This is a genomic window from Pantoea sp. SGAir0215, from assembly GCF_043543215.1.
Map to the genome: position 1 here is coordinate 2,512,291 of NZ_CP028031.1, position 23,178 is coordinate 2,535,468.

23 protein-coding genes are annotated in these 23,178 nt (G+C 54.8%); 8 read left to right on the plus strand and 15 right to left on the minus strand.

What is annotated here, in order from left to right:
• Positions 1-92: 92 nt before the first annotated feature.
• On the minus strand, positions 93-911 hold the full coding sequence (locus C1N64_RS11800; RefSeq protein WP_394514824.1) for a C40 family peptidase: 819 nt from the start codon (positions 909-911) through the stop codon (positions 93-95).
• 364 nt (positions 912-1,275) lie between these two features.
• Here C1N64_RS11800 and C1N64_RS11805 point away from each other — a divergent pair, with 364 nt between their 5' ends.
• Positions 1,276-1,611: a Grx4 family monothiol glutaredoxin gene (locus C1N64_RS11805; RefSeq protein ID WP_170317969.1), complete on the plus strand. Its 336-nt coding sequence runs from the start codon at positions 1,276-1,278 to the stop codon at positions 1,609-1,611.
• Between the two features lie 38 nt (positions 1,612-1,649).
• Here C1N64_RS11805 and rnt read toward each other — a convergent pair whose 3' ends face one another.
• From rnt to C1N64_RS11825, 4 genes are all read right to left on the minus strand, one after another.
• A complete protein-coding gene (rnt, locus tag C1N64_RS11810) occupies positions 1,650-2,321 on the minus strand; it encodes a ribonuclease T (protein ID WP_006118986.1) in 672 nt (223 codons plus the stop codon).
• 122 nt (positions 2,322-2,443) lie between these two features.
• On the minus strand, positions 2,444-2,851 hold the full coding sequence (gloA, locus tag C1N64_RS11815; RefSeq protein WP_033741163.1) for a lactoylglutathione lyase: 408 nt from the start codon (positions 2,849-2,851) through the stop codon (positions 2,444-2,446).
• Positions 2,852-2,964: 113 nt separating this feature from the next.
• Positions 2,965-4,062, minus strand: a complete 1,098-nt coding sequence (locus C1N64_RS11820) for an alkene reductase (RefSeq protein ID WP_039340582.1) — start codon at positions 4,060-4,062, stop codon at positions 2,965-2,967.
• Between the two features lie 45 nt (positions 4,063-4,107).
• Positions 4,108-4,710, minus strand: a complete 603-nt coding sequence (locus C1N64_RS11825; RefSeq protein WP_058702005.1) for a TetR/AcrR family transcriptional regulator — start codon at positions 4,708-4,710, stop codon at positions 4,108-4,110.
• A 124-nt stretch (positions 4,711-4,834) separates the two neighbouring features.
• Here C1N64_RS11825 and C1N64_RS11830 point away from each other — a divergent pair, with 124 nt between their 5' ends.
• The 4 genes from C1N64_RS11830 (at position 4,835) to C1N64_RS11845 (ending at position 7,298) form a co-directional block, all read left to right on the plus strand.
• Entirely contained in the window at positions 4,835-5,125 is a 291-nt protein-coding gene (locus tag C1N64_RS11830) for a DUF1289 domain-containing protein (protein WP_191091045.1), read from the plus strand.
• A gap of 65 nt (positions 5,126-5,190) precedes the next feature.
• Entirely contained in the window at positions 5,191-6,087 is an 897-nt protein-coding gene (locus C1N64_RS11835; protein ID WP_033741168.1) for an aldo/keto reductase, read from the plus strand.
• Between the two features lie 82 nt (positions 6,088-6,169).
• On the plus strand, positions 6,170-6,688 hold the full coding sequence (gene sodC, locus C1N64_RS11840) for a superoxide dismutase family protein (RefSeq protein ID WP_054633889.1): 519 nt from the start codon (positions 6,170-6,172) through the stop codon (positions 6,686-6,688).
• Between the two features lie 142 nt (positions 6,689-6,830).
• Positions 6,831-7,298 (plus strand): hypothetical protein, encoded by a 468-nt coding sequence (locus C1N64_RS11845; protein WP_039340576.1) that lies wholly within the window; start codon positions 6,831-6,833, stop codon positions 7,296-7,298.
• Here C1N64_RS11845 and C1N64_RS11850 read toward each other — a convergent pair whose 3' ends face one another.
• From C1N64_RS11850 to C1N64_RS11860, 3 genes are read right to left on the minus strand one after another with little or no spacing between them, the layout of a single operon-like run.
• Entirely contained in the window at positions 7,299-9,299 is a 2,001-nt protein-coding gene (locus C1N64_RS11850) for an FUSC family protein (RefSeq protein WP_394514825.1), read from the minus strand.
• The gene (locus C1N64_RS11855) at positions 9,296-10,153 is read right to left on the minus strand and encodes an efflux RND transporter periplasmic adaptor subunit (protein WP_203232187.1); all 858 of its coding nucleotides are present in this window, start codon (positions 10,151-10,153) and stop codon (positions 9,296-9,298) included. The genes C1N64_RS11850 and C1N64_RS11855 overlap by 4 nt, the downstream gene beginning before the upstream one ends.
• Positions 10,154-10,158: 5 nt before the next feature.
• A complete protein-coding gene (locus C1N64_RS11860) occupies positions 10,159-10,401 on the minus strand; it encodes a DUF1656 domain-containing protein (protein WP_006118996.1) in 243 nt (80 codons plus the stop codon).
• A gap of 143 nt (positions 10,402-10,544) precedes the next feature.
• Between C1N64_RS11860 and slyA the strand changes: the two genes are divergently transcribed.
• Complete coding sequence (gene slyA, locus C1N64_RS11865) at positions 10,545-10,982, plus strand: transcriptional regulator SlyA (RefSeq protein WP_006118997.1); 438 nt, start codon at positions 10,545-10,547, stop codon at positions 10,980-10,982.
• Positions 10,983-11,028: 46 nt separating this feature from the next.
• Here the strand turns inward: slyA and slyB are convergent, their stop codons facing one another.
• Positions 11,029-11,496: an outer membrane lipoprotein SlyB gene (gene slyB / locus C1N64_RS11870; protein WP_006118998.1), complete on the minus strand. Its 468-nt coding sequence runs from the start codon at positions 11,494-11,496 to the stop codon at positions 11,029-11,031.
• Positions 11,497-11,778: 282 nt separating this feature from the next.
• Here slyB and anmK point away from each other — a divergent pair, with 282 nt between their 5' ends.
• Positions 11,779-12,900 (plus strand): anhydro-N-acetylmuramic acid kinase, encoded by a 1,122-nt coding sequence (gene anmK / locus C1N64_RS11875; RefSeq protein WP_394514826.1) that lies wholly within the window; start codon positions 11,779-11,781, stop codon positions 12,898-12,900.
• Between the two features lie 49 nt (positions 12,901-12,949).
• Here the strand turns inward: anmK and C1N64_RS11880 are convergent, their stop codons facing one another.
• Positions 12,950-13,183 (minus strand): DUF4060 family protein, encoded by a 234-nt coding sequence (locus C1N64_RS11880; protein WP_006119000.1) that lies wholly within the window; start codon positions 13,181-13,183, stop codon positions 12,950-12,952.
• Between the two features lie 228 nt (positions 13,184-13,411).
• Positions 13,412-14,623 (minus strand): diguanylate phosphodiesterase, encoded by a 1,212-nt coding sequence (locus C1N64_RS11885; protein ID WP_006119001.1) that lies wholly within the window; start codon positions 14,621-14,623, stop codon positions 13,412-13,414.
• 702 nt (positions 14,624-15,325) lie between these two features.
• On the opposite strand from C1N64_RS11885, the gene C1N64_RS11890 reads away from it, so the two are divergent.
• Positions 15,326-15,601, plus strand: a complete 276-nt coding sequence (locus tag C1N64_RS11890; RefSeq protein WP_033741176.1) for a hypothetical protein — start codon at positions 15,326-15,328, stop codon at positions 15,599-15,601.
• Positions 15,602-15,769: 168 nt separating this feature from the next.
• On the opposite strand, the gene C1N64_RS11895 is transcribed toward C1N64_RS11890, so the two are convergent.
• The 4 genes from C1N64_RS11895 to treZ form a co-directional block, all read right to left on the minus strand.
• Complete coding sequence (locus tag C1N64_RS11895) at positions 15,770-16,534, minus strand: meso-2,3-butanediol dehydrogenase (protein ID WP_033741178.1); 765 nt, start codon at positions 16,532-16,534, stop codon at positions 15,770-15,772.
• Between the two features lie 138 nt (positions 16,535-16,672).
• Positions 16,673-18,745: a glycogen debranching protein GlgX gene (gene glgX, locus C1N64_RS11900; protein ID WP_033741181.1), complete on the minus strand. Its 2,073-nt coding sequence runs from the start codon at positions 18,743-18,745 to the stop codon at positions 16,673-16,675.
• Positions 18,746-18,804: 59 nt separating this feature from the next.
• The gene (gene treY, locus C1N64_RS11905) at positions 18,805-21,336 is read right to left on the minus strand and encodes a malto-oligosyltrehalose synthase (protein WP_394514827.1); all 2,532 of its coding nucleotides are present in this window, start codon (positions 21,334-21,336) and stop codon (positions 18,805-18,807) included.
• A complete protein-coding gene (gene treZ, locus C1N64_RS11910; RefSeq protein WP_394514828.1) occupies positions 21,333-23,120 on the minus strand; it encodes a malto-oligosyltrehalose trehalohydrolase in 1,788 nt (595 codons plus the stop codon). Before treZ ends, treY begins: the two co-directional genes overlap by 4 nt.
• Positions 23,121-23,178 lie beyond the last annotated feature (58 nt).

A 23,178-nucleotide genomic window follows, 5' to 3' on the forward strand; every position in this document is an offset into this window, starting at 1 on the left:
TCGCCCGCAACACCCGGCTGCACAATCGGGGTGAGGTGGGCAATAAAAAAGCCGGGAAGTTGCCTTTCCCGGCTTTTTTGTATGAAGGACGTTTAGCGAACGGTCTTTGGCGTCATAACGCGACGCGCACCAATATAATGGCGCTGCCAGTAATCTTCGCTCAACGCACTGATTTGAATATCTTTACCGGTACGCGGTGACTGAATGAATTTACCGTTGCCCAGGTAAACCCCGACATGATCTGCGGTTCCACGCCCGTTGATGCGGAAGAAAACCAGATCGCCTTTTTCAAGGGATTCGCGGTTGACCGGTGCTGCATCCCGCAGATGGTACATTTCGTTAGCGGTACGGGGGATCTTAAACTTCACGACGTCTTTGTAGGCGTACCATACGAGGCCACTGCAATCAAAACCCGTATGGGGCGATTTGCCTCCCCACTGATAACGCTTGCCAAGTTGCCCCATCAGTTTTGCCATCGCCGTTTCACGCGCTTTCTGGTAACGCTGGCGATGCGCTTTACTCATTTTAATGGTGCCGGTTTCGGTATTGTCTGCCGTTAACGCCTTCGCAGCACGTTGATGACCATACCGTTTTTTGCTGGCGGTATTGGCGGCGACTTTTTTGCTCAGCGTCTTGTGCGAGGCAGTCGTTTTAGCGAGCGTTTTGTGCGTGGTGGTGTGGGAGGTCGTTTTGCTGGTTTTCGTGGTCTTACTGACTTTCTGAACAGCGGAGGTGCGACTTTTTTTAGATGAGGCTTTAACCGCGCGTCGTTTGCGCCGATCATCGTCGCGCGCACTTTTTTTCTCTACCTTATGCAAGCTGGCCTTAACCGTCGCATGCGGGGATGCAGCAGCGATGTTAAAGAAGAGTTGCGCAAAAGCCAGAATAAGAAGCGTAATGATTGAACGCATAGTCCGTTTACTGGTTAAGCTGTCAGATCAAACAGGTCTCTGACAAAGTTAAGAAAAATCTGATCACCGATCAGCGCCGAAGTCATTCTAGTCCAGTTTTTTTTAAAAGAGTAAGTCCTTTTTTTATTAATTGATGGCCTGGATAAAAATCAGGCATAAATCAGGAATTTCAGTCTCTTATAGCAGCAAATTCATTGCAAATTATGAATACATTCATAGTCTTTGTCACAGTTTCCTGCGAATGCCTGACCAGCCTACTTAGCAAACATGGCGATTTAACGTCGGACGAGCCAAAATCTCGTTTTCAGTCCTGGCGTGAAGTCGCTACAATAAAGAAACACGAAGTGACGAATTAAGGAAGGCAATAATGAGTACTGTAGAAAAAATTCAGCGCCAGATCGCAGAAAACCCGATCCTGCTGTACATGAAAGGTTCGCCGAAACTGCCAAGCTGCGGTTTCTCTGCGCAGGCGGTCCAGGCGTTGTCTGCCTGTGGTGAGCGCTTTGCTTACGTGGATATTCTGCAGAACCCGGATATTCGCGCAGAGCTGCCAAAATACGCCAACTGGCCCACGTTCCCGCAGTTATGGGTTGATGGCGAACTGGTCGGCGGCTGCGACATTATTGTTGAAATGTTCCAGCGCGGCGAGTTGCAGCCGTTAATCAAAGAAACCGCTGAGAAGTTTAAAGAAGCGGAATAACTGAAAAAGGCCGACCTCGTCGGCCTTTTTTACGCGCGTTACTCGGTTGTTTCTCCACCCGTCGCCGACGCTTCCGTTACAGCTAACGGCCAGCCTCCCAGCCGTTTCCAGCGGTTAACCAGCTCGCAAAATAAGGTCGCCGTTTGCTGTGTATCATAGAGCGCGGAGTGCGCCTGACTGCTGTCGAACGCCATTCCTGCGGCTTTGCAGGCTTTCGCCAACACGGTCTGGCCCAGCACCAGTCCGCTCAGCGCGGCCGTGTCGAAGGTCGCAAAGGGATGAAAGGGATTGCGTTTCAGGCCCGCACGTTCCGCCGCCGCATTCATAAAGTTCAGATCAAACGTGGCGTTGTGAGCGACCATGATGGCGCGGTTGCATCCGGTCTCTTTGATGCCTTTTCGCACCATTTTAAAAATGGCATGCAGGGCCTCATATTCGCTGACTGCGCCGCGCAAAGGATTCGTGGGATCGATGCCCGTAAACGCCAGCGCTTCCGGGTGCAGGAGCGAACCGACAAAGGGTTCCACATGAAAATGCAGCGTCTCGTCGTGATGAAGCCAACCCTCATCATCCATTTTCAGGGTGATGGCAGCGACTTCCAGCAGCGCATCGGTTTGCGCATTAAAGCCCGCCGTTTCAACATCGATCACGACAGGATAAAAACCACGAAAGCGTTGATTGAGTGCGTTGGGGGAAGACGATTCAGACATCAGGATCTCATTGCAGAAAAAGGGCAGCGCGTAGTATGCCAAAAAAGCGCACTCTCTGCAGCAGATGTGGGCGAGGGAAGTAAGAATCAGCCTGCAGGAGGCAGGCTGATGGGCGGTAACGGTTAGTTACCGAGGCCGTGACCGGCATGTTTGTTTTCGATCAGCTCGATCTTGTAACCGTCAGGATCTTCAACGAAGGCGATGATGGTGGAGCCGCCTTTCACCGGGCCCGCTTCACGGGTCACGTTGCCGCCGTCGTTACGGATACGTTCACAGGTCGCCGCGACATCATCAACGCCCAGCGCAATGTGGCCATAAGCATTCCCCAGGTCGTAGCTGTCTACGCCCCAGTTATAGGTCAGTTCAATCACCGCGCCTTCGCTCTCTTCGGTGTAGCCGACGAACGCAAGTGTATATTTATATTCAGCATTTTCGCTTTGACGCAGCAGGCGCATGCCCAGCACACGGGTGTAAAAATCGATTGAGCGTTGTAAATCGCCAACGCGCAGCATGGTATGAAGTAAACGCATAGTTTCCTCTTTAAAAAAACGTCATCCCCGGATGACATAAATACGCAGTATAGCGACGATCATCGCCAAACAATAACCGCAGCCGTGACACCTTCTCACGGCTGCCTGCTGTTTTACAGCGCAGGATAATCAGTATAGCCCTCTGCGCCACCGCCGTAGAACGATTCCGGACGTTGTGGGTTAAGCGGAGCATCTTTTTGTAAACGCTGTGCCAGATCCGGGTTGGCGATGTAGTCACGACCAAACGCAACGGCATCGATCAGGCCACGGCTGATCAGGTCATCGGCTTTTTCGACGGTGTAGGCGCCGGCACCAATGATGACGCCCGGGAAGGTATCCCGCACTTTCTGGCGGAACGCATCGCTGTAAGGCGTGCCGCCAGCCCAGTCCGGTTCGGACATGTGCAGATAAGCGATGTTGCGTTTCGCCAGCTCAGCGATAAACCACAGCGCATCTTCTTCTTCGTTCGGACCGTTATCCAGGTTCTGGAAACTGCCAACAGGCGACACGCGAATACCTACGCGGTCTGCGGACCAGTTAGCAATGGCGGCATCGACAACCTCCAGCGCAAAACGGCCACGGTTTTCCACGCTGCCGCCGTAGGCATCGGTACGATGGTTAGACGACGGCGACAGGAACTGATGCATCAGATAACCATGAGCAGAGTGCAGTTCCAGCAGGTCGAAATCAGCTTCACGCGCATTGGCGGCTGCCTGACCAAAATCCGCCACAATCTGCTGGATTTCACTGACGCTCAGCTCGCGCGGCATCGAGGTATCTTCGCGATACACGCTGCCGTCTTCAGCACGCAATGAGGTGCGGGTGCCTGCCGGAATGGCGGACGGTGCAACCGGTGCCTTACCTTCAGGCTGAACGCTGTTATGTGAAATGCGGCCGGTGTGCCAAAGCTGGACTGCGCTGTGGCCGCCTGCCTGATGAATGCCCTCATTGATAACTTTCCACGCGGCAATTTGTTCCTGCGTGTGCAGGCCTGGCGCGCCCGCATAACCTTTCGCCTGGAAGGAGACCTGAGTCGCTTCAGTGATAATTAACCCCGCACCCGCACGTTGGCGATAGTATTCGGCCATCAACGGCGTCGGGATATCGCCCGGTTCGATGCTACGTAAACGTGTCAGTGGGGCCATAAAGACACGATGAGGAACGGTAATTGCGCCCACTTTTAACGGACGAAACAACTGAGTACTCGCCATAACAACTCCTTTTAAGTAGACCGGTCGTCTACAAATGGTGGTTTTTTAAACCAGCGGTTTTGTTAGCCACTGTTCGATGGTAATTAAGGCCAGCCGCATAGGCTGTGCATTACGGGATAGCTTGCTCTGTAAACTCGCACCCAGCCAGAGAACATACAGCAGTTCAGCCAGCTGCCCCGGAGGCGAGGGCAGAGATAAATCCTCTTCGTGCTGTGCCTGCGTCAGCGCCTTAACATAGGCGGCGATAACGTGGCTGGCTCCCTGCTGCAAGGCTATGCGCATAGGCTCTGACAGGTCGCAGACTTCGGCTGATAATTTTACGCTCAGGCAGCCCACAATATTGCCCTGCCGTTCAAACAGATCGAGCGCATGGCGAAAATGGGCCAGTAATCGCTCACCCGCCGATCCCGCAGGCTGGAAGAGCTGCTGCTCAAGGTTCTGCAGGTAACGGACGAAGTACCGCTCAAGCAACGCCACGCCAAAAGCTTCTTTAGAGGGAAAATAGTAATAAAACGATCCCTTAGGGATCTGCGCCTGGTTCAGTAGCTGGCTCAGGCCCATGCCGGTAAAGCCCCGTTGCAGACAAAGCGATTCGCCTGTCGTCAGCAGGTGTTCCCGGGTTTCATTACGTTGCGGCATCTTATTCATGGGGTTCATCCTGGTAGACCAATCGGTCTAATGCAAACTTTTATCGCGCGCCAGGCACGCAGTGTTAAATTGAAGGCGATATAGAGTGAATAAATTGTTCAAGTTATGATTATTTCTTGCACAAATGCCGGACTCTGGCTTCAATAGACGTATCACCGTTTCAGTAGAGGCCGTTGTGGCAGAGCAGCTTGAGTTTTTTCCGGTACCCAGTCCCTGCCGGCGTATTTGCGAAACCGATTCACGTGGCTACTGCAAAGGCTGCCTGCGTAGCCGTGAGGAACGTTTTAACTGGCTGCAATACAGCGACAGTCAAAAGCGTGAGGTGCTCCGTCTCTGCCACCAGCGCCGTTTGCGCCTGTTACGTCAGCAGCACAAAGAAGAACCACAGGAACCGCAACAACCCACCTTATTCTGACCGCATGGTGATTTCCGTTATACTCCCTGATACACATCCAGCCTCAAGGCCACAGGGAGAACACCATGCTACAACCGCAAGCCATCGCGCCACAGGGCCCCGACTTTTCACCGCTGATTATGGGCTATTGGCGTTTGATGGAATGGGGCATGACACCACAGCAGCTGGTGGGGTTTATTGAGCACCATCTTTCACTGGGCATTTCGACGGTCGATCATGCCGACATTTATGGTGATTACCGCTGTGAGGCCGCATTTGGTGAGGCGCTCAGACAGGCCCCGGGATTACGTGATCGGCTGCAGATCGTCACCAAGTGCGGTATCGCGACCCGCGCAAAACCTGAACACCAGATTGGCCATTACATTACGGAAAAAGCGCATATTGTGGCCAGTGCCGAACGCTCGCTGGGACATTTCAATACCGATCGCCTTGATCTGCTGTTGATTCATCGCCCCGACCCGCTCATGGCGGCCGATGAGGTTGCCGAAGCCTTTCTGCACCTGCATCAGGCAGGCAAAGTGTTGCATTTTGGCGTGTCCAATTTTACCCCCTCGCAGTTTGCCCTGCTGCAGTCTCGTTTGCCGTTTAGCCTCGTGACCAACCAGCTTGAGATCTCACCCGTTCAGCAACATGTTCTGCTTGATGGATCGCTGGATCACTGCCAGCAGCAGCGTTTGCGCCCAATGGCCTGGTCGTGCCTGGGGGGCGGACGTCTGTTCAGCGATCCGCATTTTCAGCCGCTGCGCGACGAGCTGGAAGCCATTCGTCAGGAGATCGGGGCATCAAGCCTTGAGCAGGTCGTCTATGCCTGGGTGATGCGTCTGCCGAGTAAACCCTTGCCCATCATCGGGTCAGGCAAAACCCATCGCATTACAGAAGCGGCAGGGGCGGCCGGGCTGACGCTCAGTCGGCAGCAGTGGTTCCGCATCCGCAAAGCCGCACTGGGCTATGACGTGCCCTGAGCGTAAACATTCGTCAATTTGCGGCAATCTTTGCGCTACGGGGCCAGGCTTAAGCTGAACCCCAGAGCAAAAAGGAGCCACAATGAAAGTGAACGCAATTGCGATAGCGACGCTGTTAGCCTGCGGTGCCGCGCAGGCGGCCAGCGAACAGGTGACAATTCATGCCGTTTCGGCGCAGGGAATCGGCAATGCCATCGGCACGGTAAATATTGAAGAGACGCAATACGGTTTGCAACTGACGCCCATGCTGGAAGGACTGAAGCCGGGCATTCACGGTTTTCATGTCCATGCGAAAGGCAGCTGTGAACCCGGCGAATCGGAAGGAAAAAGGGTGGCCGCGGGGGCGGCAGGGGGGCATCTTGATCCGGCGAACACCGGCAAGCACCTGGGGCCCTATGCTGAGGGCCATTTAGGCGACCTGCCTGCGCTCTATGTCGATGCGCAGGGTAAAGCCACCTATCCGGTGCTGGCACCGCGCATTAAAACGCTGAGCGAGGTGAAAGGCAAAGCGTTGATGGTGCATGTGGGCGGGGATAACCATGCGGATCACCCACAACCTTTGGGCGGTGGCGGGGCACGGTTTGCCTGCGGTGTTATCTGACGCTGTGTGTCGCTGATGGCGGCAGATTTTGCCGCCATCACGGCTTTTCGCTTGTTGACAATTTGTTGTAGCAACATCGTCTTATTCCCCCCTATGATACTGATTCCCGTTACAAAGCCTGACAAACTGAGGAGCAGTGCAAATGAAATGGAAGGGCGCCTGGCTACTGTGTCTGTTGCTGGCAGGATGCGATAAACCCAATGATACGCAACTGATCACAGAAACAGGACGTGAACTGCAGCGCACCATTGATACCAGTTCAGCACGCCTTCGCTGCGAAGAGATTGCGAAGGGCCGTGAACGGCTCAGTCGGGATGTGCGGCAAAAGCTTGAAGCGCAGCATTGCCAGAATGTTCTGCGCAGCGCCACGGAAACCAATTTCACGGATACCACCATTTACCGGCATAACACGACAATGATTTGTGGTGGCATCCTGGGCAAAAGTTTTACGGGGTCGATGATTTACCGGCGTTTTATCTATTCACCCGACGAAAAAGCCCTGGTGATTGAGCCTGTTTCCGAAGCCGATAAAACCCGGTTCGAAGGGCAAAAAACCGTTCAGCAACTTCAGGATGATTTTAACCGGCAGCACCAGCAGTATTGCCAGTAATCAGTCGGGAATCGCCTGTTTCAGCTGCGCCAGTGAACAGCGCAACCGCCACAGCAGGCCGGCCAGGGTGCTGGCGTCGGCACTGTTGACACTAAGCGCCTCTTCTGTGAGGCCCTGAAGCGCGTCCAGCGCGGTGTCCAGGTGGCGATGCTGCACACCGTGTAAGCTCATAATATTCTGCAGATTGTGCAATGCTTCGCTCCGGTACTGGTTCAGTAGCGTTGTGTCTGTTTGCCAGTCACGCAGTTGCCAGACGAGATGGGAACAGTTAAGCAGAACGACGCCCCAACGCAGTAGCCAGACGCGCGCCGTTTCATCTTTACTGTTACTGAGTTGACCAATTTTATGATAAATCAGCGATTCAAAACGGTTCTGATCCCGATGGGGATGCTGACGAAGCTGATCCAGAAACGCCAGCCTCAACGCCTGGATATGACGACGGCTGCGGCGTGAATCGGAGCTGGGCCGCAGGATCTGGAAAGCCAGCCAGGCCAGCAGCACACCGCAGACTTTCGCTATGTTATCGTTCACGAACCCCTGATAATCCCAGTCGGGCGGATTGGTGACGGCCAGAAACGACCCCAGAAAAACAATAAACTGGCCCCACATCGCCGCCCGCTGTTTTTGCTGTACCCGGAACAGTTGTAGCGTCAGCAGCAGCGGAAACAGGATGGCCAGCAGTTGCCACAGCTGATTAAACTGCACCATCACACCAAATTTAAACAGCACGCTAAAAGCAAACAGCCAGAGCAACGTTTTCAGTAACAGCGTAATGCTGCCTGTGGGCGAAGGGGCCGACGCGTAAAGGACACAGGCAATCGCCGTAAACGTCAGGGCCGAGGCACCCGAGGTCCATTGTGTCGCGATCCAGAATGCGCAGCCTGCCACGATGATGCTGAATGTTCGTAGCGCACTCCAGCCGGCTTCGGCGCTGTCACTTTCGCTGGCCAGCGCAGACACTGCGGGCGGCTGAAAGCGGGTATCGGCATCAGCCTGTTCCAGCTGCCTTATCCAGCGCAACACATTGAGGTACATCCAGCAGAAGTAGCGCAGCCGCTGACAAAACGCCCGTTGCCGGTAATCACCATCGCTGGCAGGGGTGATGCTGCGTAACAAGGCTGCCAGCCGGTACTTATCACAGTCCGGTTTTGCCAGCTCCTGCGTAATGCGTGTTAAAGCCTGATACAGCGCTTCCGGCGCGTCTGGCCAGTTCAGCAGCATGCGCCGCAGGCTGGACAGGACGCTGGTCAGACGAAGCTGCTGATGCAGGATATAGTTCAGGACGTTATTTTGGCGACGAAAGCGGTAATGGCTCCAGAATGCCTGGATACGCAATAAATTCATGGTCAGGATCTGGCCAATCACCGCTTCGTGAGCGTGACGGATCTCGTCGTTCCGGGTGTCCTGCAAGAGCAGCGTGGCGTGATCCAGCAGACGCGTGTGCATCTGCTTCAGGGCGGAGATCAGGGCTTCACCGTCTGACGTACTGGGCAGGATCATCATCATTAAACCCGCACAGAGCAGCCCGGAAATCACCTCACAGACGCGCGCCTGGGCAATGTCCCACAGGCCACTGATATCGGTCAGATTGACACAGCTGAAGGCAATGATCGCCGCAGTGTACCCGGCCAGCGAAAACCCATAGGCGACATTATTTTGATAGTGGTTGGCCACCCAGGTACACAGCGCCAGCCAGCCTGCGATAAAAAAGGCGAACAGCCAGGGTTCATTAAGCGTATGGCCCGCAATCAGCAAGGCGGCCGTTGCCCCCAGCAGGCTTCCAACAATACGTCCCAGACTCTTACTGATCACACCGCCGATTGTCGGGAAGCTTACCACCGCAGCGGAGGTCATGGCCCAGTAGGGTTCGTTAAGATCCAGTCCATAGGCAATGCTCAGGGCCAGGCACATGGCAGCCGCGTTACGCAGAGCATAACGCCACTGATTGCTGTCCGCTTTCAGCCAGGGCAGGTTTTGCCAGGCCAGTCCGTTGAGGTTCATGGCTGTATCGTAATCGTGCAGGTCGTACCGGCGATTAACAGAGCGTTATCCGGGAGAGCAGCGAGACGAATGCGTACAGGAACACGTTGAGCAAGGCGCACCCAGGGCACGTTCGGCTTGATATCGGGCAGCAGCCCACTGTCGGCGTCCAGACTCTGATCGTAAATCGCGCGCCCTATGCTCTCAACCTGACCGGATAACTGCCGGCCCGTACTGTAGAGCGTCACCTGAGCGGCCGCACCCGGACGAATATGGCGCAATTTGGTCTCTTCAAAGTAGCCCACGACATAAAAAGCGTGACTGTCCACCAGCGCAAAAAGCGGAGTGCCAGCCGTGGCGAAATTGCCGGGACGTAGGGTCAGATTGCTGACCCAACCGTCCGTGGGGGCGTTCACGGTGGTTTGCTGTAAATTCCATGCGGCCTGTTCACGCGCGGCCTGCGCGGCCTTGACGTTGGCCTGCGCCGCCGCTGCATTCAGTCGGGCGACATCCAGATCTTCGCCCGAGATGGTATTGCGCGGCAGTTTACTGCGCCGGTTGAATTCATTTTGGGCTTTCGCCATATCGGCCTGTGCCTGGCTCAGCTGTGCGTCGGCTTTATGCAGAGCGATTTGCCAGGGCACAGGATCCAGCGTCAGTAACCGATCCCCTTTATGTACAAACTGATTATCGACCACGTTCAGTGCCGTGATCCGTCCCGAAATTTGCGGGGTGATCGTGACCAGTTCGGCACGTACTTTGCCGTCGCGCGTCCACGGTGACTGCATGTAGTAGTTCCAGGCCCACCAGGCGCTGAGAAGCGCCAGCGTGAAAACAATCAACGTAGAAAAGTACTTTAATCCTGAAAGGTTCATCTTTTTCATCCGTGCGCCATTAACCAGAGTGCGCCTGTTACACACAACACAAATAGCGAGAGATCAAACAAGGTGGGATGCCAGACCTCACCCGACGCAAGCCAGCCGCGCAGAAGCGGGTGGATAAATAACCAGAGAACAAAACCGGCCAGCACCGCTTTAAACAGGGGAGGGAAATAGAGTGAGGCGCCGAAAATCAATTCGGAAAGCGGGCTGATGCTGAAAAATCCTTGGCGAATGATATCCATTGCAGTGCAGTATCCTGGAACCTGTGCGTGAAACAATTTCAGCCGAAACTGTTCACTTGGTTATTTGTAATTTAAACTTCGGGCTTGCAAAATGCTATACAATGCAGCTTGATAGCTGCGTACATACATTATAAGGAGATAGCATGGATACCCCTCTCGGCACGGATCTGTCCAGGCTGGTGCGAATCTGGCGAGCACTGATTGATCAACGTTTGAAGCCGTTAGAGCTGACTCAAACGCACTGGGTAACACTGCACAATATCCATCAACTGCCGCCTGAGCAGTCGCAAATCCAGTTAGCGAAAGCCATTGGTATCGAGCAGCCTTCTCTGGTCAGAACCCTGGATCAACTTGAGGAGAAAGGGCTGATTACCCGGACCACTTGCGCCCACGATCGTCGGGCCAAACGCATTAAGCTGACACAACAGGCAGAGCCAGTCATTCAGCAGGTTGAACACGTGATTGATATTACCCGGGATGACATTCTCTCCGGTATCAGCCGCGACGAAATCAACCAAATGGTGACGCTGATTGCGCGTCTTGAAAAGAATATTCTCGAACTGCAAAACAAAGAGAAATAAGACCGACGCGCAGTGCGACCGGCACCGGCGTCGGTTGGTCACTGCGTTAACGCGGAGAAACGGTAACCTGACTACCGTCGGTGGCCAACGCAACACGTTGTCCGACTGAATAACGGCTGGCTGCCTGTTTCTGCACCACCATAATGGTGTTGCCGTCATCCTTACGGATTTCCAGCTCAACGCCGTCAGTTTTGTTCATTGCGCCTTGTACGCCCTGACCTGCAACGCCACCCAGCACCGCGCCCCCCGCTGTTGCCAGGCTACGTCCTGCACCACCGCCGATGGTATTACCCAGGAATCCACCCAGTACGGCACCGCCAATGGCCCCAATGATGTTGCTGTCGTCTCCACCCTGGATTTTAACCGGGCGAACTGAGACTAAGGTACCGTAAGAAACACTTTGTACCTGCTTGGCCTCACTGGCACTGTAGGTATCGCCCGATAACGTATCGGTATTGCTACAGCCCGCCAGCATCGCACCAGTCAAAGCGACCACAATTAAACGCTTAATCATTTGAAACTCCTTTATTCAAGAATGCGCCATCTCTATCGCGAAATCCTGTAAACAGTATAAGACAGAAACCTGGCGAATTAACCTTCTGCGGAATAAAACATGGCTGTCGACAGCATAGACCGCAAATTTTTAACAATGATTCAATCAATCATAAAAATATCCGGGACGTTAACCACCAGACAGTTTGTTGATTTAAAACAAAGTAATCATGGATTCAGGGCCGATATTTTGTCAGGCTACAGGCAGCGTATTCACTTTTTCACCCCGATGAAAGGAACGGCTATGAAATCAGGACGCTACATTGGCGTGATGTCGGGTACAAGCCTGGATGGGGTCGATGTCGTGCTGGCCGCCATCGACGAAAATATGGTGGCGCAGCAGGCGAGCTATTGCCATCCCATGCCGCCCGATCTGCGCCAGAGCATTCTGGCGATTTGTCAGGGCCAGGCAGTGACGTTGTCGCAACTGGGGCAACTGGACACGCGACTGGGCCAGCTATTCGCTGACGCAGTACTGACGCTTATGCAGCGCGAGGCGCTGGAGATGAGCGATGTGGTGGCGATTGGCTGTCACGGTCAAACGGTATGGCATGAGCCGCACAGCGCGGCACCCAATACCTTACAAATTGGCGATAACAACCAGATAGTGGCGGCAACAGGCGTGACGGTGGTCGGGGATTTCCGTCGGCGCGATATGGCGCTGGGTGGGCAAGGCGCGCCGCTGGTGCCTGCCTTTCATCAGGCCCTGTTAATGGATGCCACGGAACGGCGCATGGTGCTGAATATCGGCGGTATTGCCAATCTCTCCCTGCTGATTCCGGGACAGCCCGTGCGCGGCTTTGATACCGGGCCGGGCAATATGCTGCTGGACGCATGGATATGGCGTAATCAGGGGAAAGCCTATGATAAGGACGCGAACTGGGCGCGAAGCGGTAAGGTCAGTCCTGCGTTACTGGAAGCGCTACTGCGTGAACCCTGGCTGGCGCGGGTGCCGCCCAAAAGTACCGGACGTGAACTGTTTAATCTGGGCTGGCTTGAACAGCATTTGCGCCACTTTCCCGGCATCGCTGCTCAGGATGTGCAGGCCACGCTAAACGAGTTTACCGCCGTGACCATTGCGCAACAGGTACAACTCAACGATGGCTGCGATCGGTTGCTGGTATGCGGAGGCGGCAGCCGGAATCCGTTGCTGATGGCCCGCCTGGCGGCGCATCTGGCCGGAACAGAAGTCACGACAACCGATACCGTCGGGATTAATGGTCACGACATGGAAGCGCTGGCATTTGCCTGGCTGGCTTACCGCACACTGTCTGGTTTGCCGGGCAATTTACCTGCGGTGACCGGGGCGCGGGAGAAAAGCATCATCGGGGCGATTTATCCGGCGAATCCGCGCTTTTACCGCTGAGAGAAAGGGGACAGGTTTGTCCCCTGAGCAGAAGGCGCGTAAAACAGCATCAGGCCACGCCGGGCAGGTGCGTCAGTTTACGCACGCCGGTAATGACGGTGGCGACGATCGTTTCACGTCGTGTAATGACTTCAACCTGGTAGTATTTGCTGCGATAGGCAATTGAATAGATAACCGGATGGTATTTGTTTCCCTCACCATAGCGGGACATATGGGCTTCAAGCGCGCGCGAGGCGGCTACGATATGGACGGGTTCTTTATCACCGCGGATGATTTGCTTCATTCAGTTCCTCAAATGCTGTACCTGTGGGGCGCGCCTGAAGACGGCGCGTGACTTCGGCCTTTAACACTGAACATCTGACTGCTTAACATCTTTGATAATTTAAAAACAGCGTGCACGTCGACTATTGCAATGCGATGACACAATCTGAAACGCGCTTCTAATATTTAGCAGCGCGTTTTCAGTCCGGCAAGGAAGAACGAAAAATTCACTTTCCTGCGGATAACCGTCTTATTTTAACTCAGGCCAGGTAACAGAGGAGACGCCGTTGACTTTCGGCCAGGAGAACAGAAACCCCTGGAATTGTGAAACGCCGGCCGCTTCCAGCCACATCCATTCTTCGGGCTGTTCAATGCCCTCTGCAATCACGGTAATTTCCAGTGACGAACAACAGGCTAAAATAGCGTGCACAATAGCCTGCTTCGGGCCGCTTTTATGCACATTGCTGATAATGCTGCGATCAATTTTTATTTTGTCGGGCTGAATCTGCGTCAGTAAGGATAGCCCGGCATAGCCCGCGCCAAAATCATCCAGTGCCACGCTGATGCCCGCCGCTTTGAGCTGTTTCAGCGCCGCTGCAAAGTCGTCAGGACGGGAAATGATTTCATTTTCGGTAAACTCGACCACGATCTGCTCAGGGACCAGATCGTGGGCGTAGATTTCAGTAAGCAGAAACGTTACGGCATCCGGTACCAGCACCAGCGACATGGGCAACAGGTTGACTGACAGCATAATGCCGTCTATCCCCAGCGCCTTCGCCTGTGCAAAAGCGATGCGTTTGGACTGCAGATCGTCGCGGTAGATGTTCTCCGGCGGGAGGCGTGAAAAGTAATCCTGTTGTGTTTCGCCCTGCGAGCCCCGAAGCAGGGCTTCCAGCGAGACGATTTTACGTGCAAGGGGATCGATAATCGCCTGAAAGGCAAAATTGACGCCTTCGTGATTAATCAGCGCGTCGTCACCTTCGCGCACTTCCTCATCATCACTGATAAAATCCCAGCTTTCCGCTGAGGGAATTTCAAAATAATTCTCTTTTTCCCGTGCTTCGACAAAGGTGCGCAAAAATTTAAGCGCTCTGTCTTCATAGGTCAGCTGATATTTGGTTGTGCCTTTTTCAAGCACGGCATTAAGCACCGTGGTTTTATCGTATTCACGCAGATCAAACAGCTCCATGCCCACGTTACCAAAACGGCGGGAAGGCGCATAATCCCGCATTAATTCCACAATATTATGATGGCTGGTATCACGGCAGATACGTTCGTAAACCGCCAGTACATCATTCTCTGGACCTTCAAGAACCTGAAAAAAATGGGTGCCATTAAATAATAAGATGCCGGTAACGCTTGATGACTCATTAATTTTATTGGCTTTAGCGACCAGGCCTTCCAGCATTTTCAGTGGAACATGATCAGCGATGTGACTGCGATAGATAATTGTCGACAACATAACGTCTTCCAGATTCTTGTTCTTTTTACCGCACACATTGCCAAAACCCAGACCGGGCGGCCCCGAGCCTGCGTGAATGCCGTTGCAAAATGTGTTTGAGCCAGGCGTTTCCAGCATGGCGCAAGGAGGGTGCTTACCTGTGAGGTTCCGTTGTCACAGACGGGTTAATAGCGTTCAGATCACGCTGTCGGGCATCAACCGATTTGCTCTGGTTTTTTTCTTTACCAGCGTGGTATCGCATCGTTTCCATTATATCAGCACTTCGACGTCCGGCGAGGAAATCCTGGTGTCTTTTTTGCAGTTTATGAACGGTTAATAAAGCGGTTTCTCCGCCTCAGCAGTCAGGTTACGCGTGGTAATCAAATTTTTTCTTTCATCTTTTCCTGCACGGGATTTAAAAAGGGTAGTGCCTTGATTTGGTATGATTTTCTCAGCGGGAGGCCAGCCGATAAGGCCGAACGTAATGATTAAGACGGCGAACCGAACTTTTCGTATAAACCGTTTTGTAAAACAGGATGCTGATACAACCTTTACGGAAGGGCGAAGATGGGTTGCGAATAAATCTCAAAACCACCGTTTTATAATTGCCTGCGTAGTTTTAGGCATAATTCTCAGCTAGTGTTAATGACGCTACATTATTAAATAAAATCATACTTTGCTTTTTCTCACCTGATTGATACAGCAACCACCGGGGGCAGTACCATGCTTAAATCAAGCTACTATTATGTGTGTCCATACAACAGAAGCGGATGGATCATTCATAAAGAAGGCTGTGTTCATCTTTATAACAGCCGTGGCCGGGAATTTATTGGTTCACTGTATAGCCGTCAGCAGGCGCTGACAGTGGCAAAAATCCATCATCCCGAAGCGATTCTGTGTACGGTCTGCCTGAGCCATTATGTCTGTCCCACAGCCGGCAACCGTCTCACTTCCCGTGGCCGTCCGCTGCCGACACGACATACGCCAAAATCATCCTGAATAAGGCTGAGTGATAAAGCAGGGGACTATGATGTCAGAAGGCGGAGGGCGCCGGTCAGCCCGACGTGCCAGAAGTTGAAATGGCGGTTGCTGAGCCCGTGAAATAACGGGCAGCGACGCTGTCGTGCAGTCAATAAAAAAGCAGCTGCGAACAGCTGCTTAAGACGGTTAAGCCTGTTTAGGCTGACCGTTTGAGGCGGTCAGGCCGCCATCGACAGGCAGATTCGCCCCGGTAATGTAGCGGGCGTCGTCGCTGGCAATAAACGCAATCGCATCAGCGATATCTTCCGGCTCTCCGGCGCGACGCAGCGGAATACGGTCATAGAAGCGTTCAAGCAGTGCCTGATCGTTCTTAACGCCTTCGGTCAGGTCGGTAAACGTAAAGCCAGGACAAATGGCGTTGACCCGCACGCCGTCGGTGCCGTAGTCCATCGCCAGTGAGCGGGTAAAATTGGTGATTGCGCCTTTCGCCGCGTTATACACACTCATGCCCCAGTCGCCGCCCAGGCCTGATACTGACGAAATGTTCACGACATTGCCCCGGGTTTTCAGCAGGGCAGGCATAAAATAGTGCACGCAGTGGAAGACGCCATCGAGATCAACGCTCATTAGCTTTTTCCAGTCAGCGAGTTCAATCTCGTGAATGCGGCCCTGCACGATGATTCCGGCGTTATTCACCAGCACATCAACGCGGCCATATTTTTCTTCAACGCGGCTTGCCAGGGCCTGAACCTGGTCGGCTTCAGCGACATCACAATCGGCAACCATATGGTCCTGACCCGACAGTTGTGCCGCGACCTTTTCCAGTTTATCCCGGGTACGTCCCACCAGCACAACAGACGCGCCTTCCTCCGCAAAGCGTTTTGCACTCGCTGCGCCAATTCCTGATCCGGCGCCTGTCACTACAACGATTTTTCCTGTAAATCTGGACATGTTGCCTCCTTAATGGCGTTGCTTTTCTGTTGATACGCGTTTAAGCCTGGCAGCCACCAGGCTCAGGTCAAGCGCAGCGCGTCCGGATGCGCAGAGTTTAACCTGAGCAATCGCGGTACGCGTTGCGCTAACGCCGGCCTACGGCCTTCTGAACAGCGCCATACTGCGGCCTTCCAGTTCGAAGTCCTTTTCCTTGGTAATCACCAGACCGCGTTTATCCACATCGCTGGTGGTCAGTTCCAGCACCCAGCCGCCGTCACCGAACTGCGGAATACGGAAGGGCACATTACCCTCGAAAGGATTAATTAACATCAGCACGTCATACCAGATTCCTTCCTGATTCTGCAGGTCGGGCCGACCGATATAAACGCCAAGGGTTGAGCCTTCATCCCACTGTTCAGCCTGTTGCAGACCGCCGCCCGCATTGAACCATTTAATTTCCATGCCATCGCGCCAGCTTTCGCGCCGCAATAACGGCTGGGTTTTACGTAGGGCGATAATGTGACGGGTAAATTCGCGTAACGCTTCGGCGGAAGGAGGCAGATTGTCCCAGTGAACCCAGGAAATTTCACTGTCCTGACAATAGCCGTTATTGTTGCCCATCTGGCTACGGCCAAACTCATCGCCTGCCAGCAGCATGGGCGTACCGTGCGAGAAAAACAGGGTGGCCAGGAAGTTACGCTTCTGACGCTCACGGACGGCATTGATGCCTTCGTCATCCGTCGGCCCCTCAACGCCATAATTGTACGAACGGTTATCGTTATGCCCGTCGTTATTGTCTTCACCATTATCGGCATTATGCTTCTCATTGTACGACACCAGGTCGTTCAGCGTGAAGCCATCATGCGCCGTGATAAAATTGACGCTGGCCCAGGGGCGGCGACCGCGCTGGTCATACAGATCGCCGGAGCCAAGCAACCGCGCCGCAAAGTCGGTAGAGACATTATTGCCTTTCCAGTAATCACGCACCGTATCGCGATACTGATCGTTCCATTCCGCCCAGCCCGGCGGGAAACCACCGACCTGATAACCACCCGGACCAATGTCCCACGGTTCCCCGATCAGTTTTAATCGGGAAAGCAGCGGATCCTGAGTAATGGCGTCGAAGAAGCCGCCGCGTGGATCGAAGCCTTCCGGTTCACGTCCCAGAATTGTACCCAGATCGAAGCGGAAGCCGTCGATATGCATGGATTCTGCCCAGTAGCGCAAGGAGTCCGTGACCATCTGCAACACACGTGGATGCGAGGTGTTGACCGTGTTACCGGTTCCGGTGTCGTTAATGTAGTAACGATGCTGGTCCGGTAATGTGCGGTAGTAGGAGAAGTTATCGATGCCTTTAAACGACAGGGTTGGACCGAGCTCATTGCCCTCAGCCGTGTGGTTATAAACCACGTCCAGAATCACTTCGATACCGGCATCATGGAAGGCGCGCACCATATCGCGGAATCCCTGAATTCCACGCGGGCCGAAATAGCGTGTGGCCGGGGCAAAAAAGTTCAGTGAGTTATAGCCCCAGAAGTTTTTCAGCCCTTTATCCAGCAGGTGTTGATCGTCGGGAAACCAGTGCACCGGCAGCAACTCTACTGACGTAATGCCCAGACTTTTGATATAGCCCACCGTCGACTGATGGCTCATGCCATCGTAGGTGCCGCGCATCTCCGGAGGTAACGCCATGTTCAGTTGGGTGAAGCCTTTCACATGGGTTTCATAAACGATGGTTTCTGACCAGGGAATCTGCGGCCGGTTCTGATCCTGCCAGTCAAATTCGTTCGGATCGATGACGCGACATTTCGGCGTAAAAGGCGCACTGTCGCGATCGTCAAACGTCAAATCTTTATCGTCGTGATACAAATCATATGCGAAGTGCGCCTCATTCCAGGCGATATCTCCGGCCAGTTCGCGCGCATACGGATCGACGAGTAATTTGTTAGGGTTGAAGCGGTGACCGTTTTCCGGGTCGTAAGGGCCATACACCCGGTAGCCATAAAGCGCACCTGGCTGTAAACCCGGCACGTAACCGTGCCAGATCTCATGCGTAAACTCTGGCAGCTCCAGACGGGCGATCTCCTGCTTGCCGCTGGGATCATAAAGACACAGCTCTACGCGTTCTGCATGCGCAGAAAACAGCGCAAAGTTGACGCCTTGCCCATCATAATTTGCCCCAAGCTGATGGGCCGATCCCGACGTAATTTCAAAACGATGATTTGACATCTGTCCCTCTCAATTAACGAACCCAGTAACGGCGTTTTAGTCCTTGTACCAGCCTGTTTCTAGCAAGCTAACAGTGCCAGTGCCCAAAAGTTATTTAATCTGTCCAGCGCAATATGGTCGGTCAGGGTGATTTCCTCGCCGCTCAGCAGATCGCGGTAGCGTCGATGCGCCAGCGCCTCAGGCAGCGGGATCGCGGTGTCATCCCAGCGTCCGGCAGGCGGGGACGTCAGCGTCTGTAGCGTGTTAAAAATCAATCGCGGCGTAATCACGATAATCGCCTCGTCACCCTGCGTGCGGGCAAACGCCAGCAGCGCGTCCTCATGGGCGCCCTGTGCCGTCAGCGGCAGGTACGCGCCCCGGGCAAACAGCGCGGGGTGCGACTGCCGGGCGTTCAGCAAGGCCTGCGTGGCATACTGGTTCACGTGACCACTGAGCCAGCCCTCAGGCGTATCGGGCAGCGCGGTGATGCCAGCATGCAGCATCTTGTCCAGCGCCGCGTAATCGGGCTCACGCCGGTTGTCCGGATCGACCAGGCTGAAGTCCAGCGCTTCACTTCCCTGATAAATATCCGGCACGCCGGGTGCGGTAAGTTTGATGATTCGCTGGCTCAGACTGTTTATCAGCCCGGCCTGAATAAACGGCTGTAATGCGGCGACAAAATCCTGCAGAAAAGCCTGATTATCAGGGGAGAGCAGATGATGAGCGTAATCCAGTACCGCCTGTTCGTAATCCGTATTGTTTTCCGTCCAGTCGGTACGCAGCTTGGCTTCACGCAGGGCTTTTTCAACGTAGCCGGCAAAGCGCTCGGCCAGGGCGGCCAGTCCGGCCCGATCGTCCGGTTGCAACGTCGGCGGCCAGACGCCCGCCAGTGCCTGAAAGAGTAGCCATTCCACGGTGGCTTCGGGTGCCGGACCCTCCGCAAGCGAGCGGACCGCCGGGCGATTCAGCTCACGCCAGCGCGCGACGCAGGCTGCCCACTGCTGCGGTGATTCTGTCAGGGTATAGAGACGGGCACGGGCATCTTCGCCACGCTTGGTATCATGGGTTGAACTGGCGGAAAGAGCATCGGGCTGGCGCGCAAGGCGGTCCTGCATTTCCTCATGAAACTGCGCCGGTGAAAACTGCGCCTGCAGCGGTTCTGCGCCCACTTCATTCAACGCCAGCGCCATGTTTTGACGATAAAACAGCGTGTCTTCGATGGATTTCGCCATCAGCGGGCCGGTCAGTTGCTGGAAACGTGTACGGAAGCTGTCTGCCTGCCCGGTCACCGCATGCGCCACATCACCCTGCATAATGCGCAGCAGGAAATCCAGCGCGTGGCTGTCCGGTGCATGGGCTGATGCCTTGACGTCTGCGGCGACCGCCTGTAACCGTTGCTGATCATCGGCGGTCAGGCCCTGCGTATTGCCATAGGTACGATAAACCGGAAACGCCACCAGCAGCTCACGCAGCGCGTTGCGCAGATCGTCCGGGCGCACGGCGACGTGTTCATCTTCGGCAATAGCCGTGGCCAGCTGCAGCAGACGTGAAAACTCGCCGGCAAAGTTACGGTCTGCCATCAGGCATTTCGCTTTACGCAGTTCCTCTTCCATCTGCACGTCAGCGCCGCTGACGTCTTCCCAGGCCTGACGCAGTGACCCAAGCGTTTTATTATCCACCAGCACATGAGACAACGCGCTGATAAATTCATAGCCCGTGGTGCCCGAGATGGGCCAGTCGGCCGGAAGGTGTTCTCCGGCGCCCAGGATTTTCTCAACGGTGAGATAACAATCTGGCCCGACGGCCTGGCGGAGCTGCTCCAGATAGCCTTTGGGATCGGCCAGCCCATCAACGTGGTCAACGCGCAGTCCGTCAACCGCACCGCTGTGTACGAGGCTCAGAATAAGCCGGTGCGCATCTTCGAACACCGCCGGAGCTTCCACCCGCACGCCCACTAAACCGGTGACCTCGAAAAAGCGACGATAGGAGAGGTCGTGTGCAGCATCGCGCCATGACATCAGCCGCCAGGGCTGCTGCTCATGCAGTGCCGCCAGGTCGCCTTTGCCGCTGAGCTGGAGCACCGCCGCTTCACGACCCTCCCAGCTTGCCGGGGTCAGCGGATAATAGCTTTCGAAATAGGCCAGCGCGGGCTTGCCTGTATCGGGATCGCGCTTTACGCTAATCTCGCCATTTTCCAGCACGGTATCGATATCGTCGCCCAGGAACGGCAGCGTTAAGCGCCGTGACCAGTCAATATCAAAGTAACGTGCATAGCGGCTGTCCTGACCATGCTCAAGGATGTCGCGCCACCAGCCATTTTCCAGCGAGGCCGCCATGTGGTTGGGTACGATATCAATAATCAACCCCAGTCCGGCGGCTTTCAGGGCGCTGACCAGACGATCAAAGCCCGCACGACCGCCAATGGCCGGATCGATCGCGTTGACGTCGGTGACATCGTAGCCGTGGGTGGATCCCTTTGTAGCGGTAAAAATGGGCGAGGCATAAAGATGGCTGATGCCCAGGTCTTTCAGATAGGGCACCAGCGCCGCAGCACGATCAAACGTCATGCCGTTACGAAACTGAATACGGTAGGTAGCGGTTGGAATACTCATTTGCTGTCTCCCGCAGCCAGACGAACCACGATGGAATGTTGGGGCAACCGATCGGCCGCTTTCGGCCAGGCAAAGAGGGTTTCACCGGGCATTTCAGGCAGCGGCTGGGCCTGCTCACCTATGTTCAGCGCCATGGACAGTGTCCCCGCAGGGAAGGTCCAGCTCACGGCAACAAAGCCCTCGGCGGTCGCCAGCACCTGACCGCTGTGACCGCCTGCGGTGGCCAGCAGCGGGACAATGGACTGCTGTCGGATTGCCAGCAGTGACCGGGTCAGCGTCAGCCAGCGTTGGCCTTCCTCACTTTCCAGCTTGCGCCAGTCCAGCTTTGAACGCACAAACGTCGCTTCGTCGTTTGGATCGGGCACGCTTTCGCCCTCATGACCGGCATGGCCTTCAAACTCTCTTGCCCGGCCTTCACGCACGGCTTTAGCCAGATCGCCATGAAAATCGGTAAAGAACAGGAAAGGGTGGGTTTCGCCATACTCTTCCCCCATAAACAGCAGCGGGATATGCGGTGATAACAGTAATGTCGCCAGTAGCACCTGTGTGCGTTCAGCGCCGGCCAGCGAAATCAGCCTTTCGCCCTGCGCACGGTTGCCCACCTGGTCGTGGTTCTGAATAAAATCAACAAAGGCCACAGGCGGCTGTCCCGTGCTGTCTACACCGCGTTTCTCACCGGACTGAACGGACACCTCACCCTGATAGACAAAGCCCTCGGCCAGCGCGCGCGCCACGCGTTTTTCAGGCTGATCGGCAAAGTCTTTGTAGTAAGCGTGCGTTTCACCGGTGGCGAAGACATGCACGGCATTATGGAAGTCGTCATTCCACTCCGCCGTAAACAGCGGCACGCCGCCGTCTTCCGTCCTGGGGTGCAGGAAAATGACGTTACGGCAATCTTCGGTGGTGAGGTGAATCTGGCGGTCAGGAATGTCCACCCGGATCCGCTCAGCAATCTCCGTCAGCACGTGCTTGTCAGCGATATCCTCAATCTGATCGATGGCATCAAAACGCAGGCCATCCAGACAATACTCCTGCAGCCAGAAAAGGGGCGCTTCCGCGATATAGCGGCGAACGGCGTCAACATCATAGGCAATACCCGCGCCCCACGGCGTCATGCGATCTTTGTGAAAGAAGTCGGGTGACAGCAGCGGCAGATAATTTCCGTCCGGACCAAAGTGGTTAAGCACGATATCGAGTACAACTGCAATGCCATAGCCATGCGCGGCATCAATAAACGCTTTGAAATCGTCGGGCGAACCGTAGGCGGCATGCGGTGCGTAAAGCAGCACGCCATCGTAGCCCCATCCGCGCTGGCCGCCAAACTGCGAGACCGGCAACACCTCAATCATGGTGATGCCGGTCTCAGCCAGATAAGGCAGTTTTTTAATTGCGGCCTGGAAAGTACCTTCTTCCGTAAACGTGCCGATATGCATTTCATAGACCACGCTTTCCTGCCACGGACGACCACGCCAGTCGGTGTTCTGCCAGCGATAGTGTGTCGGATCGATAACCAGCGACGGTCCACTGACATCATCCTGCTGCGCGCGTGAGGCGGGATCGGGGATAACGGTGCCATCGTTCAGCACAAAGTTATACGCTGTGCCCGCCTGAATGCCGCTGGCATGATATTCAAACCAGCCGTCTTCGGCGGGTGTCATGGCACTATCCTGACCGCCCAGTCGCAGCGTGACCTGCTGCTGGCCGGTCGCCCAAACGCGGAAACGCACGCTCCCGTCGGCCAGAAACTCCGCCCCCCAACTCTTACAAAATGCTGTCGATCCCATTCCGTTGCCTCTTTAATCAGAAAGTACGCAATAAGCACCCTCACGCTATCGGTCAGCC